This window comes from Pseudomonas sp. BN417 (assembly GCF_029871205.1).
Classification (GTDB): Bacteria; Pseudomonadota; Gammaproteobacteria; order Pseudomonadales; family Pseudomonadaceae; genus Metapseudomonas.
The window spans coordinates 13,001-27,542 of the sequence record NZ_SSOJ01000161.1; the positions used below are offsets into that span (position 1 = coordinate 13,001).

Here is a 14,542-nt window from a genome sequence, read left to right on the forward strand (position 1 = left end):
ATGCCGCGAGAGGCGTGCGGGGCCAGGGATGGCCCCTCACGCCGGGCCCCCGGAGCGACGATGAAGCGAGGGAACCCCGGCGAAGCCGGGGCCGGATGCAGGGGCGAGCGTTCTTGGTTACTTCTTTGGCGNNTGAAAGAAGTGACTCGCCGGGAGGCGAAACAGAGACTCGCAGCCCGCTCGATAAGCAGCTCGGCTCAGGACGTTCTAGCAACACTTAATGCAGACATAGCCAATTCATTCGCCAAGCGGACCGCAGGTTCGCCCTGCAAGCCCAAGGCGGGCCGCTTCGCGACCCATAGCGAATGAATTCGCCCCCACAAATGAAAACGGCGCCGATGAGGCGCCGTTGTCATATTCGCGAGGATTCGTCAGGGCAACTTGTTCTGCTGCGACTTGAGCAGGTCGCGAATCTCGGTCAGCAGGGTTTCCTCGGGAGTGGGCGTCGGCGGCAGTTCCGGGGCGGCGGCTTCTTCGCGCTTGAGCTTGTTGATCACCTTGACCCCCATGAAGATCGCGAAGGCGACGATGACGAAGTCCAGGATCGTCTGGATGAACTTGCCGTAGCTCAACATGACTGCCGGAATCTCGCCCTCGGCGGCCTTGAGGGTGATGGCCAGGTCGGAGAAGTCGACCCCGCCGATCAACAGGCCGATAGGCGGCATGATCACGTCTCCGACGAAGGACGAGACGATCTTGCCGAAGGCCGCGCCGATGATGATGCCCACGGCCATGTCGACCACGTTGCCCTTGACGGCGAAGGCTTTGAATTCGTTGAGCAGACTCATGTTTCACTCCCTGAGCTTCTGGTTTTAACGCTGAAGTGTAATTCAGCCGGTCGAGGCTGCCAGAAATGGCCACCTCCCTGTGCAGCGGCGCACATGCTAGGGCTCTGGCATGCGCCGTGCCAAGCCTGTGAGGGGTTTCCGTCAGGCGGCGCTTCCCCGCGCCGAGCGCTGGTCTAGCCTGAGGGGAGGCTTCAAGAGGAGGGTCGCAGCCATGCCGCTAGAACATCATCCGCTCAACCGTGAATTCCCTGAGTTCAAGGACACCATGCGCAGCCTGCTGCAGAGCGATGCGCACTTTGCCCGGTTGGCGGGGGAGTACCAGGATCTGGACTCGCGTATCTACGAGGTCGAGGACGGTCACCAGGCCCTCGACGACAACGCACTGCACGGCTTGAAGGTCCAGAGGGTCGCCCTCAAGGACGAAATCGCCCGAATGCTCAAGGGCGCCAAGGGCTGAACCCAGGATTGACCGGGATCAACAGGGCCCGGGAGGTGACCGGATAGGCTGGGGCATCCATCATCCGGAGCCTGTCCCATGCCTACCACCCCCCAGCTGTCCGGCGCGGACCTCTCATCCGCGTCGCCGGTTTCCCTTGAGCGCCAGGAAGCCATCGAACGCCTGTCGCGCCTGCAACAGCAGTACGATCTGCTGCAACGCCGCATCGAGCGCGTCGAGGCGGGCAGCGAGCCGCTGGACGGCTCCAGCCTGAACGCCTTGCGCATGCGCCTCGACGGCCTGCAGCAGGACCTGGAGCGCCAACGCCGGCGCGCCAGTGGCCAATGCTGCAACTGTGGGGGCGGTTGCCGAGGCTGATCCGCTATCATGCGGGCTTTGTTTGCCACGGAGTCCGCTGATGGCCAAGGCCAAACGCATGTACGGCTGCACCGAGTGCGGCGCCACCTTCCCCAAATGGGCCGGTCAGTGCGCCGACTGCGGGGCCTGGAACACCCTGGTGGAAACCGTGCTGGAGGGCGCCGCCGCCTCGTCCGGTGGGCGTACCGGCTGGACCGGCCAGCAGGCGCAGATCAAGACGCTGGCGGAAGTCAGCGTCGAGGAAATGCCACGCTTCTCCACCGCGTCCAACGAGCTGGACCGCGTCCTCGGCGGCGGCCTGGTGGATGGCTCGGTGGTGCTGATCGGCGGCGATCCGGGCATCGGCAAGTCCACCATCCTCCTGCAGACCCTCTGCAATATTGCCGCGCGCTTCCCCGCGCTCTATGTCACGGGCGAGGAATCCCAGCAGCAGGTGGCCATGCGCGCCCGCCGCCTGGGCCTGCCCGAAGACAAACTCAAGGTCATGACCGAGACCTGCATCGAGTCCATCATCGCCACCGCCCGGGTGGAGAAGCCCAAGGTGATGGTGATCGACTCCATCCAGACCATTTTCACCGAACAGCTCCAGTCGGCTCCAGGCGGCGTGTCCCAGGTGCGCGAAAGCGCCGCGCTGCTGGTGCGTTTCGCCAAGCAGAGCGGCACGGCGATCTTCCTGGTGGGGCACGTCACCAAGGAAGGCTCCCTGGCCGGCCCCCGCGTGCTGGAGCACATGGTGGACACGGTGCTCTATTTCGAAGGTGAATCAGACGGCCGCCTGCGCCTGCTGCGGGCGGTGAAGAACCGCTTCGGCGCGGTCAACGAACTGGGCGTGTTCGGCATGACCGACAAGGGACTGAAGGAAGTGTCCAACCCCTCCGCGATCTTCCTCACCCGCGCCCAGGAGTCCGTGTCCGGCAGCGTGGTGATGGCCACCTGGGAAGGTTCGCGGCCCATGCTGGTGGAAGTACAGGCGCTGGTGGACACCAGCCACCTGGCCAACCCCCGCCGCGTGACCCTGGGCCTGGACCAGAACCGCCTGGCCATGCTCCTGGCGGTATTGCACCGCCACGGCGGCATTCCCACCTACGACCAGGATGTGTTCCTCAACGTGGTGGGCGGGGTAAAGGTGCTGGAAACCGCCTCCGACCTGGCGCTGATCGCGGCCATCATCTCCAGCCTGCGCAACCGGCCCCTGGCCCATGATGTGCTGGTGTTCGGCGAAGTCGGCCTGTCCGGCGAGGTGCGCCCGGTGCCCAGCGGCCAGGAGCGCCTGAAGGAAGCGGCCAAACACGGCTTCAAGCGTGCCATCGTGCCCAAGGGCAATGCCCCCAAGGAGGCCCCGCCAGGGCTGATGGTGATGCCGGTGACCCGATTGGAGCAGGCGCTGGACGCGCTGTTCGAGTAGGGCCTGGCAGGCTTTCAGCCTGCTTTCGCGATTGAATTCGCTCTCACAGGTAAGTTCAGTTCATGCTCCTGTAGGGTGCGCCGTGCGCACCGGCAAGCTCGCGCGAAGGTTCCGGTGCGCATGGCGCACCCTACGAGGATTCGTCCTGGATATCAGATTCCTGGCAACCGCTGACACAGGCATTGCGGATGAATCCAAAACCAACAAGGGCAGTGCCGCTACGGCTCGCCCAGCGCCGTCAGGTCGCGCTCCAGTAGCTCCTCGTCCCCCAGGTTGAGCTCCACCAGACGGCGCAGGTGGCTGATGGAGTCGAGATCGATATGGCGGCAGACGAAGCCGAGCTGGTCACCCTCGGCGCGGGTCAGTTCCACTTCCATTTGCACCTCGATGCCGGCGCCCAGGCTGATCCGCGCGTCGAAGAGCCGGGCCGGATCGCCATCCCAATCCGCCGGGCGGATCACCAGGATGCCCTTGAGGGAGATGTCGTGCAGCGCCGCTGCCCAGCGATTGGCGCCTTGGGTGATTTCCGTGGCGGCGTCGAAGTTGATGCGGTGGAAGCGCCGACGTTCGTTGGCGGTTTCACTCATGACCGTGCTCCTGCGAGGTTTCAACCACTATAGACAAGGCTGGCGGGCCTCTGGGGCAGTGAAACCGGAATACGGCGCATTACATCCGCAATGGTCGGAGCCGGCAAGGCCGCACGGTGGCTGGTTTGACAGTTCTTCATCTGTCACCAAAGCTGCTTAGGCGGTTTTTCTATAAATCCATGCGGAGCGCAAAAATGGATAAGCGACTGCTTAGCAAAGGGCTGATCGTCGGGCTGCTCGGGGCAGCCAGCCTGGCGGTGCAGGCCGACCAGGCCGGTGGCGGTGGCTGCGGCTGGGGGAACATGTTGTTCGAAGGTCAGCGCGGCCTGGTTCCCCACCTGCTGGCGACCACCACCAACGGTACTTCCGGCAACGCCACCTTCGGCCTGACTTCCGGCACCAACGGCTGCGACTCCAGCGTGCGTCTGGGCTACGGCGGGCGTTCGATGCTGGCGATGAACGGCATGCTGGACAACATTGCCGAGGACATGGCCCAGGGCAAGGGCGAGGCGCTGGACGCCTATGCCACCCTGCTGGGCATCGAGCAAACCGACCGCGCCCATTTCGCCCAGGTCACCCAGGCCAATTTCTCCACCATCTTCTCCGCACCGGACGTGACCGGGGAACAGGTGCTCGCCGCCACTCTCGATGTGATGAGTCGCGACCAGCAACTGGCGCGCTACGCCAAGCTGCCGAGCTAAGTCCCGCAGCGCATAAGAAGGCCGGGCAATTGCCCGGCTTTTTTCTATCCCTCGTCGCTGAAAAGCCTGTTCCAGACAACGGCCTGCCAACCCTTGGCGAGGGAGCGGCTAAGCTTGTCCGGTAGCTTGTCTGTTCACCCATTCGGAGCTTCCTATGAACAATAACAACAGCGTCCTGCGCCACCTGCCCTGGGCAGTGCTGGCTGTGGCCGGCGCCTGTGCCCTGGGTGTCGTCGCATTGCGCCGCGGCGAAGCGATCAACGCCCTGTGGATAGTGGTAGCCGCCGTCGCCCTCTACCTGGTCGCGTACCGCTACTACAGCCTGTTCATCGCCACCCGGGTGATGCAGCTGGACCCCAGCCGTGCAACACCTGCAGTGCTCCACAACGATGGCCTGGACTATGTCCCGACCAACAAGCACGTCCTCTTCGGTCACCACTTCGCCGCCATCGCCGGCGCCGGCCCGCTGGTGGGCCCGGTGCTCGCCGCGCAGATGGGCTACCTGCCCGGCACCCTCTGGCTGATCGCCGGGGTGGTTTTCGCCGGCGCGGTGCAGGACTTCATTGTGCTGTTCATCTCCAGCCGCCGTAACGGCCGTTCGCTGGGCGAGCTGGTGCGCGAGGAAATGGGCCAGGTGCCCGGCACCATCGCGCTGTTCGGCGCCTTCATGATCATGATCATCATCCTTGCGGTGCTTTCGCTGATCGTGGTGAAGGCCCTGGCCGAAAGCCCCTGGGGCATGTTCACCGTGATGTCGACCATCCCCATCGCGATGCTGATGGGTATCTATATGCGCTATATCCGACCAGGGCGCATCGGCGAGATCTCGGTGGTGGGCGTGGCGCTGCTGCTGGCCTCCATCTGGCTCGGCGGCCAGGTGGCCGCGGACCCGGTCTGGGGGCCGGCCTTCACCTTCACCGGCGTGCAGATCACCTGGTTGCTGATCGGTTACGGCTTCGTCGCCGCGGTGCTGCCGGTATGGCTGATCCTGGCGCCGCGCGACTACCTGTCGACCTTCCTCAAGATCGGCACCATAGTCGCCCTCGCCATCGGCATCCTGATCACCATGCCGGAGCTGAAAATGCCGGCGCTGACCCAGTTCGTCGACGGCACCGGCCCGGTGTGGAAGGGCACCCTGTTCCCCTTCCTGTTCATCACCATCGCCTGCGGCGCGGTCTCCGGCTTCCATGCGCTGATCTCTTCGGGCACCACGCCCAAGATGCTGGCCAGCGAGTCCCATGCCCGTTACATCGGCTACGGCGGCATGTTGATGGAATCCTTCGTCGCCATCATGGCCATGGTCGCCGCCTCGGTGATCGAGCCGGGTGTTTACTTCGCCATGAACAGCCCGCCGGCCGTGGTCGGCGCGGATGTCACCAGCGTCGCCGCAGCGGTCAGCAACTGGGGCTTCGCCATTACCCCCGAGGCGCTGGAAGCCACCGCCAAGGACATCGGTGAGCACACCATCCTGGCCCGCGCCGGCGGTGCGCCGACCCTGGCCGTGGGCATCGCGCAGATCCTCCACCAGGTGCTGCCGGGCGAGAACACCATGGCCTTCTGGTACCACTTCGCGATCCTCTTCGAGGCGCTGTTCATCCTCACCGCGGTGGACGCCGGCACCCGCGCCGGGCGTTTCATGCTTCAGGACCTGCTCGGCGAGTTCGTCCCGGCCCTCAGCAACACCGAGTCCTGGACCGCCAACGTCATCGCCACGGCCGGCTGCGTGGCCATGTGGGGCTGGCTGCTGTACCAGGGCGTGATCGACCCGCTGGGCGGCATCAACACCCTGTGGCCGCTGTTCGGCATCTCCAACCAGATGCTGGCGGGCATCGCCTTGATGCTGGGCTGCGTGGTGCTGATCAAGATGAAGCGCCAGCGCTACGTCTGGGTCACCCTGGTGCCGGCGGTGTGGCTGCTGATCTGCACCACCACCGCGGGTGTGATCAAGCTGATCGACCCGAACCCGGCGGTGGGCTTCCTGGCCCTGGCCAAGAAGTACAGCGATGCGCTGGCCGCCGGCCAGGTGCTGGCCCCGGCCAAGGACATCGACCAGATGCAGAACGTGATCTTCAATGCCTACACCAACGCGACCCTGACCGCGCTGTTCCTCTTCGTGGTGCTCAGCGTGCTGTTCTATGCCATCAAGGTAGGGCGCAACGCCTGGATGAAGCCGGAGCGCACCGACAAGGAAGCACCGTTCCAGCCGATTCCGGACGCTTGAGGAGGAACCGCGCATGTTCAACGATCTGAGCCGCATGGGTAAGTATCTGGGCCAGGCTGCCCGGATGCTGGTGGGCATGCCCGACTACGACAACTATGTCGAGCACATGCACAACAAGCACCCGGACAAGCCGGTGATGACCTATGAGGAGTTCTTCCGCGAGCGACAGGAAGCGCGCTACGGCGGCGGCAAGGGGCGGCCGGTGCGTTGTTGCTGAACCCGGCCATGCGGTACCCGAGCGCCACGCCTGTCGTGGCGCTCCTGTTTCCGGCTGCCGTAGGGTGGACATCGCTTTTCATGTCCACCATTCGTGGCCTGGCCGAACTCCGATGGTGGACCGGTGAAGCGTGGTCCACCCTACATGACGGAGTTGTCAGAAGCATCCCGTTCCAGCTGAGCGTAGCCCGGATGCAATCCGGAGAGGAGAGTGCGGGGATTCCCGGATTTCATCCGGGCGACGCGCTGTCTGGGCCCAGCGTGACCCGGCTCGCAATCCCGCCAATCCGGCAGACAGACACAAGCACCTGGCAGCCACGGCCATGACAGCACCGGCGGCGATGCATCTAATCCTCCTCAGCCCTCGACGGAGCAGGGCGGGAGGGAACCATGAAGAAGACGTTCTGCCTGTTGCTGGTGTCGGCCCTCGCGGGCCTGGCGCATGCCGAAGAGGTGATGCGGGTCTACAACTGGACCAACTACATCGAGCCCGAGGTGCTTGCCGCCTTCCAGCGCGAGAGTGGCGTCCGAGTCGAGTACGAGACCTTCAACACCGCCGCCGAGCTGGATGCGGCGCTTGCCGGACCGGCGAAGTACGACCTGGTGGTGCCCTCGCATTTCCAGCTCGCCCAGTTGATCGATGATAAGCGCCTGCAGGTCCTGGATCTCGCCCGGCTGCCCAACCACGCCAGCCTGGACCCTGCGCTGCTGGCCATGCTCGCCGGTTTCGACTCCGCCAACCGCTACGTGGTGCCCTATCTCTGGGGATCGGTGGGCCTGGTGAGCAACCCGGCCCTGGCCGAGCCGGTGTACGGCGGGGCCTTGCCGAACAGCTGGGGTCTGCTCTTCGATCCGCAGCAGCGCGCGCGCCTGGCCGGCTGCGGAGTGGGGATGCTGGATGCTCCGGAGGAGACCCTGTCGCTCTGGCTCAATTATCGGGGCCGCAACCTGAGCATGGGCGGTTCCCGACAGATCGATCAGGCCGGCAGGCAATTGCTGGCCATGCAGGGACAGGTGCGCAACCTGGACAACGACGGCTATATCGCCGACCTCGCCAGCGGCAAGCTCTGCGTGGCCATGGCCTGGGTCGGCCATGCACTGACGGCGGCGGAGCGCAACCCGGCGCTGCGCTTCCGGATTCCTGATGAAGGCGCGCTGGTGTTCATCGACAGCCTGGCGATCCCCACCAACGCGGCGCGGCCGGACCTGGCCTACCGTTTCATCGACTACCTGCTGCAGCCTGATAACGCCCGGCGCAATGCCCTGGCATCGCGCTTCTATTCCCCCCTGGCCGCCGATACTCCGGAGATGGCGCGGTTGGCGCGGGAGCAGCCGATGCTGGTGCCTGACCAGGCTGAGCGCAAGCGCCTGTACTTCCTGGAACGCCTGACGCCGGAACAGAAGGCACGGGTCGATGGGGTGTGGCAGCAGGTCAAGGCGGCGCGCACTGCATTGTAGGAGCGAGCTCTGCTCGCGAATGGCTCCCCTTAGCGGGCGGAACAGGTTCCGGCGAACAACAAGGCTATGTCTGCGTTAGCTGTTGCAGTACCGCATTGAAGCGTCTAGTACGGACCTTTCAGACCTCCGCGCCAGCCTGACACATCCCTCTCCCCCGGCCCCTCAACCGGAGGGCGAGGGGTGACTCGCGCCGGTAACGGCCAAATAGAACTGAAGCCCAAACGCGCCTGAAGCAGAGCAAAAGCGGTGGGGCAGCGACTACGCCCCGTCAGGAGGCCGAGCGGAATCGTTGCAGAGGGGGACGAGCGGCATGGATGCCGCGAGAGGCGTGCGGGGCCANGGATGGCCCCTCACGCCGGGCCCCCGGCGCAACGATGGAGCGAGGGAAGTTTGGCGAAGCCAAACCCGGATGCAGGGGCAAGCGTTTTTGGTTTCTTTTTTGTGGGCGGCATTCCGGCGACTGAAAAAAGAGACTCGCCGGGAGGCGAAACAGAAACCCGAAGGCCGCTCGGCAATGGGCTGAGCAACAACACTCCAAGCGCCCACAAAAAAGCCCGGCATGTGCCGGGCTTTTTCGTTACCAGGTGCGCTTACTTGCCGTAAACCGGCAGCTTGGCGCAGATGGCCTTGACCTGCTCGCGAACACGGTCGATCACGGACTCGTCGCCCATGTTCTCCAGGATGTCGCAGATCCAGGTGGCCAGCTCGCGGCACTCGACTTCCTTGAAGCCACGGGTGGTTACAGCCGGGGTGCCGATGCGCAGGCCGGAGGTGACGAAGGGCGAGCGCGGGTCGTTGGGCACCGAGTTCTTGTTCACGGTGATGAAGGCGCGACCCAGGGCGGCGTCGGCATCTTTACCGGTGATGTCCTGCTTGATCAGGCTGAGCAGGAACAGGTGGTTCTGGGTGCCGCCGGAAACCACGTCGAAGCCGCGGTCGAGGAAGACCTGGGCCATGGCCTGGGCGTTCTTCACCACCTGCTGCTGGTAAGCCTTGAACTCGGGCTGCAGGGCTTCCTTGAAGCACACGGCCTTGGCGGCGATGACATGCTCCAGCGGGCCGCCCTGGGCACCCGGGAAGACAGCGGAGTTCAGCTTCTTCTCGATCTCTTCGTTCTTGCGCGCGAGGATCAGGCCGCCGCGCGGGCCGCGCAGGGTCTTGTGGGTGGTGGTGGTGACCACGTCGGCGAACGGAACCGGGTTCGGGTACACGCCAGCGGCGACCAGACCGGCCACGTGGGCCATGTCGACGAACAGGTAGGCGCCTACCTTGTCGGCGATGGCGCGGAAGCGCGGGAAGTCCAGGACCTGGGAGTACGCGGAGAAACCGGCGACGATCATCTTCGGCTTGTGCTCCACAGCCAGGCGCTCGACTTCGTCGTAGTCGATCAGGCCGTTGGCGTCGATGCCGTACTGCACGGCGTTGTACAGCTTGCCGGAGGAGGAAACGCTGGCGCCGTGGGTCAGGTGACCGCCGTGGGCCAGGCTCATGCCGAGGATGGTGTCACCGGCCTGCAGCAGGGCCAGGTAGACGGCGCTGTTGGCCTGGGAACCGGCATGGGGCTGGACGTTGGCGTAGTCGGCGCCGAACAGCTCCTTGGCGCGATCGATGGCCAGCTGCTCGACCACGTCGACGTACTCGCAACCGCCGTAGTAGCGCTTGCCCGGGTAGCCTTCGGCGTACTTGTTGGTCAGCACCGAGCCCTGGGCTTCCATCACCGCTGGGCTGGTGTAGTTCTCGGAAGCGATCAGCTCGATGTGCTCTTCCTGGCGCTGGGCTTCTTGCTCCATGGCGGCGAACAGGTCGGCATCGTAGCGGGCGAGGGTCAAATCACGGCTGAACATGGCGGTCCTCTGTTGGGAACGGTGCAGGGGAAAGGCGCGCATTCTACCTGATCGGTCGCTGGCTGGCATATGAAGGTCGATCATGGGATGGACGAATGGAGCTCAAGATGCCGAAGCCGACAGGAGTGCTGGAGGCTTGAGGCTGGACGAGAGGGCGCGCGAGGCAAGATTCGTTCAGCCTTCAGCCTTCAGCCTTCAGCCTTCAGCCTTCAGCCTTCAGCTGAGAATGAGGTCGGCGCTGACGCCGAACAGGCGCTCGAATTGGGCCGCCGGCACCGGGTGGCCGAACAGGTAGCCCTGCACCTCGTCGCAGCCGTGCTCGCGGAGGAAGCCCAGCTGGGCGTGGGTTTCCACGCCTTCGGCGATCACCGCCAGGTTCAGGCTGTGGGCCATGGCGATGATGGCGCGGGCGATCTGAGCATCGCGCTCGCCGTCGGGCAGGCCGTCGACGAAGCTGCGGTCGATCTTCAGCACGTCGATGGGGAACTGCTTGAGGTAGTTGAGCGAGGAGTAGCCGGTGCCGAAGTCGTCGACTGCGATGCACAGGCCAAGGCGCTTGAGGTTCTCCAGGACGTTCATGGCTTCGGCCACGTCGCGCATCAGGATGCTCTCGGTCAGCTCGAGCTCCAGGCAGGCCGGCGGCAGGCCGCTGTCTTCGATGATCGCGGCGATGCGCTGGGCCAGTTGGCCGTCGACGAACTGGCGGGAGGAGATGTTCACCGAGATCTTCGGCAGGCGCATCTTCGCCTGGTGCCAGGCTTTGAGCTGGCGGCAGGCTTCGCTCAGCACCCAGTCGCCCACCTGCACCACCAGACCGAGCTCTTCCAGTACCGGGATGAACTCGCCCGGCGGCACCAGGCCGCGCTTGGGGTGACGCCAGCGGAGCAGGGCCTCGACCCCGGTGAGGCGCTTGCCATCGCCGGAGAACTGCGGCTGGTAGTAGAGCAGGAACTCGCCCTGCTCCAGGGCATGGCGCAGGTCGCTTTCCAGCTCCAGGCGCTCCAGGGCGCGGGCGTTCATGTCCGCCTGGTAGAACTGGAAGTTGTTCTTGCCGCGCTCCTTGGCGTGGTACATGGCGGTGTCGGCGTTCTTCATCAACTGGCTCAGCTCGCGGCCGTCCTGCGGCGAGAGGGCGATGCCGATGCTGGCAGTGACGAAGAACTCGCGGCCTTCGAGGACGAAGGGGCGGGCGAGGCTGGCGAGGATCTGTTCGGCGACGTGGATGGCCCGGTTCAGCGCGCCCTCGCGAGTGGCGCGCGGTTGCAGCAGCAGGGTGAACTCGTCGCCGCCCATGCGCGCCACGGTGTCGTCCTCGTCCACGCAGGTGGCCAGGCGCACGGCCACTTCCTTGAGCATGCGGTCGCCGGCGGCATGGCCGAGGGAGTCGTTGATCGGCTTGAAACGGTCGAGGTCGAGGAACATCAGCACCACCCATTCCTGGTGCCGCTCGGCGTGCTGCAGGGCGGTGTGCAGGCGGTCCTGGAACAGGGTGCGGTTGGGCAGGTGGGTCAGGCCGTCGTAGTAGGCCAGGCGGTGGATGCGTTGCTCGCTGGCCTTGCGCTCGCTGATGTCGCTGAAGAAGCAGACGTAGCTGACCAGGTCGCCGTCCTCGTCTTGCACCGCAGTGATGCCGACCCAGGCCGGGTAGTTGTCGCCCGGCCGGCGCTTGAGCCAGATCTCGCCTTCCCAGCTGCCGCGCTGGTTGAGCTGGCTGATGATGTAGTTGAGCTGGTTGGCCTGCTGGCGGTCGGCGGTGAACATCGAGGGCAACTGGTCCAGCACCTGGCTGGCGGCGTAGCCGGTGATGCGGCAGAAGGCTTCGTTGACCTGGACGATGTAGCCGGCCGGGTCGGTGACCAGGATGGCCGAGGTGGAATGCTCGAACACCGTGGCCGCCATGCGCATGTCTTTTTCGGCGCGGCGCTGCTGGCTGATGTCGCGGCCGACGCCGAGCATGCCTTCGAAGCGCCCGTATTCGTCCCACATCAGCATGGTGCGCAGTTCTACCGGGATCTTCTGCCCATCGGCGCGCATGCAGTCGAAAAGGAACAGCCGCGCCGGCATCTGGCTGCGCAGTTCGGCCAGGCGCTGGGGGTTGCCCAGGGCGTTGCGGATCTGCTCCAGCTGCTCGAACAGGGTGACCATGTGCCGCGGGTCGGCGGCCATGCCGTTGAAGCCGTTGGCGAGCGTCCATTCGGCGCTGTAGCCGAGCACCGGCAGCACTGAGGGGCTCACGTAGTTGAGCTCGAGCTCGCTGTCGGTGGTGAAGATCACGTCGCTGATGCTTTCCGCCAGCATGCGGTAGCGGCGTTCGCTCTCGCGCATGGATTCGGCGGCTTCGATCTGTTCGGTGATGTCCTTGGCCACCCCGATCAGCCGGCTCACCCGGCCCTTCGCATCGCGGGCCAGGGCCTGCTCGCGGATATCGAACCAGTGCCAGCTGCCGTCCTTGTGTCGCCAGCGCAACTGGCATTGCAGCAGCAGGCCGTCGCCCACCACTTGCTGCAGGCTGCGCACGCGCCAGTACTGCTCGGCGTCATCGGGGTGCAGGATGTCTTCCCAGAAGCGCTCGCCCATCCGGTAGATATCCCGGCGGCTGTAGCCCAGCTGCTGGCCGAGGCGGTTGTTGGTGAGCATCACCCGCTTGCCGATGATGTCGTGCACATAGAGGGTGTCGGGGACCGCCAGCACCACGTCGGACCAGAACCGCTCGCGCTCGATCAGCGAGAGCTCGACCGCCTTGCGGCTGGTGATGTCGTTGATGCTGAGGGTGACGGCGTCCAGGTCCTGGATCATGTCCGGCAGGTGCAGCACCAGCCAGATGTGTCTTTCCTGGCCCTGGGCGGTGACGATCCGGCTTTCCATCTCCAGTTGCTTGCTGCCACCCAGCAGTGCCGCCATCAGCTGGAAGCGGATGCCGCCCTCATGCAGCGGCCGGGAGCCGATCAGTTGCTGCCAGGCCTGCTCGGCGTCGCTGATCTCCAGGAGGCGCATGGCCACCTGGTTGACCTCGGTAATGCGCAACTGGCGCAGGAGCTCCGGGTTCCGCTGCGGGTTGTCCTTGATCCAGGCGGCCAGGCTCGCCTTGTCGCGCACGCCTTGGCGGATCAGGTAGCCGCGCAGGTCGGCGAGGTCGAGCACGCAGAGGGCGATGCCGCTGCCTTCGAAGATGTCCTGGTAGCGCCGCCGGGTTTCCTTCAGCACGCGCAGGGCACGCTGCTCTTCGGTCACGTCGCGCAGCACCCAGACGTAGCCGAGCAGTTGCGCGCCGTCGTTGAGGTCGTTGCGGGTCACGGCCAGCAGGCGCTGTTCGCCGCCGTGCCGGAACTGCACCAGGTCCGAGCCCAGTTCCTGGCTGAGGCCGGGGGCATTCAGCAGCAGCGGGTCGAGACCGGGCAGCAGCGCCAGCAGGTGGTGGTCCTGGGCCGCCGCGCCGCTGATGCCGAACAGGCTCTCGGCCTGGGGGTTGAGGTAGCTCAGGCGGCCGTCCACCTCGGTCACCAGCACCCGCTCCTCGATCACGCCGAGGGCGCTGGCGGCCTGGCGCAGGGAGCGCCGCGAGGCGTCGTTGAGCTCGCGCAGGCCGCGCTGCTCGCGCTGCAGGTAGTAGAGCGCGATCAGCGCCAGGCTGGCACTGATGAGGAACAGCAGCAGCTTGCTGAGGAGTTCGGGCAGCAGGCCGCTGCGCACCTGGCGCTCGTCGTGGAGGGCGCGGACCTGCCAGTCGCTGTGGTCCAGGGGCGAGACGAGGATGGTCTGCCCCTCCTGCTCGGCGGTCAGCGGCATGACGATGGGGCTGGCACGGCTCGGTTTGCCGCTCTGCACCAGGACGCGCTCGAGGAAGTGGTCCTCCAGCAGCCAGCGGTAGTCGCGGTCCTCGTGCTTGAGCAACCAGGTGCGAATGGCCTCGGCGTCCAGGCGCAGGGCCCAGTAGCCGCTCGGTTCGGGCAGCGGTGACTGGCGCAGCACCAGATACACCTGGCCACGGCCCTGGGCGCTGAACGCGAAGTGGTATATCTCGCCCTCGCTGCGCTGGACCAGGCTGGCGAGGAACAGGGCGTCGTCGCTATCGGCCTGGGTATCGGCCAGCAGACTGCCGTTGGGATTGAGCCAGGCCAGGCTTTGCAGCGAGGGCAGTATGGGCCGCAGGAGGTCCAGCGCGACCAGACGCTGGTTTTCCACCTGCGCGTCGGGCGACTGCTGGCGGAGCAGGGCGAGCACCGCGTCGACCTTCATCCGCATGATGAGTTCGAGGTGGCTGGCCAGTTCGCGGGTCAGGGTGTAGTTGCGATCCCGCGCGCCGTTCTGCAGCTGGCGGTATTCCTGCTGCAGCTGCCAGAGCAGCAGGGTCAGCATCAGCAGCACCAGGCCGACCAGCAGGCCTTTGACCGAGCGGCGTACGGGGGCATCTGGGGGGATCGGGCTGTCTGGCACGGATGGCGTTCCTGCTGTCACGACTCGAATGGCAGGTGGCGGGACGTCCCGGAGCCTTGGCCGCGGGCCGGCTA

Annotated in this window: 11 protein-coding genes; 7 read left to right on the forward strand and 4 right to left on the reverse strand. The window is 65.6% G+C overall.

The window, feature by feature from the left end; all coding sequences use genetic code 11:
• Nucleotides 1-371: 371 nt before the first annotated feature.
• Nucleotides 372-788, reverse strand: a complete 417-nt coding sequence (gene mscL / locus E8F11_RS26600) for a large-conductance mechanosensitive channel protein MscL (RefSeq protein ID WP_280291914.1) — start codon at nucleotides 786-788, stop codon at nucleotides 372-374.
• 211 nt (nucleotides 789-999) lie between these two features.
• Here mscL and E8F11_RS26605 point away from each other — a divergent pair, with 211 nt between their 5' ends.
• The 3 genes from E8F11_RS26605 (at nucleotide 1,000) to radA (ending at nucleotide 3,007) form a co-directional block, all read left to right on the forward strand.
• Nucleotides 1,000-1,245, forward strand: coding sequence for a YdcH family protein (locus E8F11_RS26605; protein WP_280291915.1), 246 nt, complete (start codon nucleotides 1,000-1,002; stop codon nucleotides 1,243-1,245).
• 78 nt (nucleotides 1,246-1,323) lie between these two features.
• On the forward strand, nucleotides 1,324-1,602 hold the full coding sequence (locus E8F11_RS26610; protein ID WP_280291916.1) for a hypothetical protein: 279 nt from the start codon (nucleotides 1,324-1,326) through the stop codon (nucleotides 1,600-1,602).
• 40 nt (nucleotides 1,603-1,642) lie between these two features.
• Nucleotides 1,643-3,007: a DNA repair protein RadA gene (radA, locus tag E8F11_RS26615; protein WP_280291917.1), complete on the forward strand. Its 1,365-nt coding sequence runs from the start codon at nucleotides 1,643-1,645 to the stop codon at nucleotides 3,005-3,007.
• Nucleotides 3,008-3,225: 218 nt separating this feature from the next.
• On the opposite strand, the gene E8F11_RS26620 is transcribed toward radA, so the two are convergent.
• A complete protein-coding gene (locus E8F11_RS26620; RefSeq protein WP_280291918.1) occupies nucleotides 3,226-3,594 on the reverse strand; it encodes a PilZ domain-containing protein in 369 nt (122 codons plus the stop codon).
• A gap of 194 nt (nucleotides 3,595-3,788) precedes the next feature.
• Between E8F11_RS26620 and E8F11_RS26625 the strand changes: the two genes are divergently transcribed.
• The 4 genes from E8F11_RS26625 to E8F11_RS26640 all read left to right on the forward strand — a co-directional run bounded on the left by E8F11_RS26625 (nucleotide 3,789) and on the right by E8F11_RS26640 (nucleotide 8,190).
• Nucleotides 3,789-4,295: a DUF3015 domain-containing protein gene (locus tag E8F11_RS26625; RefSeq protein WP_280291919.1), complete on the forward strand. Its 507-nt coding sequence runs from the start codon at nucleotides 3,789-3,791 to the stop codon at nucleotides 4,293-4,295.
• A 154-nt stretch (nucleotides 4,296-4,449) separates the two neighbouring features.
• Nucleotides 4,450-6,516: a carbon starvation CstA family protein gene (locus E8F11_RS26630; RefSeq protein ID WP_280291920.1), complete on the forward strand. Its 2,067-nt coding sequence runs from the start codon at nucleotides 4,450-4,452 to the stop codon at nucleotides 6,514-6,516.
• 13 nt (nucleotides 6,517-6,529) lie between these two features.
• Nucleotides 6,530-6,733, forward strand: a complete 204-nt coding sequence (locus E8F11_RS26635; protein WP_120653017.1) for a YbdD/YjiX family protein — start codon at nucleotides 6,530-6,532, stop codon at nucleotides 6,731-6,733.
• 389 nt (nucleotides 6,734-7,122) lie between these two features.
• The gene (locus tag E8F11_RS26640; protein WP_280291921.1) at nucleotides 7,123-8,190 is read left to right on the forward strand and encodes an extracellular solute-binding protein; all 1,068 of its coding nucleotides are present in this window, start codon (nucleotides 7,123-7,125) and stop codon (nucleotides 8,188-8,190) included.
• A 590-nt stretch (nucleotides 8,191-8,780) separates the two neighbouring features.
• Here the strand turns inward: E8F11_RS26640 and glyA are convergent.
• The gene (gene glyA, locus E8F11_RS26645; RefSeq protein ID WP_280291922.1) at nucleotides 8,781-10,034 is read right to left on the reverse strand and encodes a serine hydroxymethyltransferase; all 1,254 of its coding nucleotides are present in this window, start codon (nucleotides 10,032-10,034) and stop codon (nucleotides 8,781-8,783) included.
• Nucleotides 10,035-10,250: 216 nt separating this feature from the next.
• Complete coding sequence (locus tag E8F11_RS26650; RefSeq protein ID WP_280291963.1) at nucleotides 10,251-14,390, reverse strand: EAL domain-containing protein; 4,140 nt, start codon at nucleotides 14,388-14,390, stop codon at nucleotides 10,251-10,253.
• Nucleotides 14,391-14,542 lie beyond the last annotated feature (152 nt).

Bases quoted from the DNA above. Each gene is read 5' to 3' on its own strand.
- E8F11_RS26635 (WP_120653017.1), top strand. From the start codon at position 6,530: ATGTTCAACGATCTGAGCCGCATGGGTAAGTATCTGGGCCAGGCTGCC.
- mscL (WP_280291914.1), bottom strand. From the start codon at position 788: ATGAGTCTGCTCAACGAATTCAAAGCCTTCGCCGTCAAGGGCAACGTG.
- E8F11_RS26630 (WP_280291920.1), top strand. From the start codon at position 4,450: ATGAACAATAACAACAGCGTCCTGCGCCACCTGCCCTGGGCAGTGCTG.
- E8F11_RS26640 (WP_280291921.1), top strand. From the start codon at position 7,123: ATGAAGAAGACGTTCTGCCTGTTGCTGGTGTCGGCCCTCGCGGGCCTG.
- E8F11_RS26625 (WP_280291919.1), top strand. From the start codon at position 3,789: ATGGATAAGCGACTGCTTAGCAAAGGGCTGATCGTCGGGCTGCTCGGG.
- E8F11_RS26610 (WP_280291916.1), top strand. From the start codon at position 1,324: ATGCCTACCACCCCCCAGCTGTCCGGCGCGGACCTCTCATCCGCGTCG.
- glyA (WP_280291922.1), bottom strand. From the start codon at position 10,034: ATGTTCAGCCGTGATTTGACCCTCGCCCGCTACGATGCCGACCTGTTC.
- E8F11_RS26620 (WP_280291918.1), bottom strand. From the start codon at position 3,594: ATGAGTGAAACCGCCAACGAACGTCGGCGCTTCCACCGCATCAACTTC.
- E8F11_RS26650 (WP_280291963.1), bottom strand. From the start codon at position 14,390: ATGCTGACCCTGCTGCTCTGGCAGCTGCAGCAGGAATACCGCCAGCTG.
- radA (WP_280291917.1), top strand. From the start codon at position 1,643: ATGGCCAAGGCCAAACGCATGTACGGCTGCACCGAGTGCGGCGCCACC.
- E8F11_RS26605 (WP_280291915.1), top strand. From the start codon at position 1,000: ATGCCGCTAGAACATCATCCGCTCAACCGTGAATTCCCTGAGTTCAAG.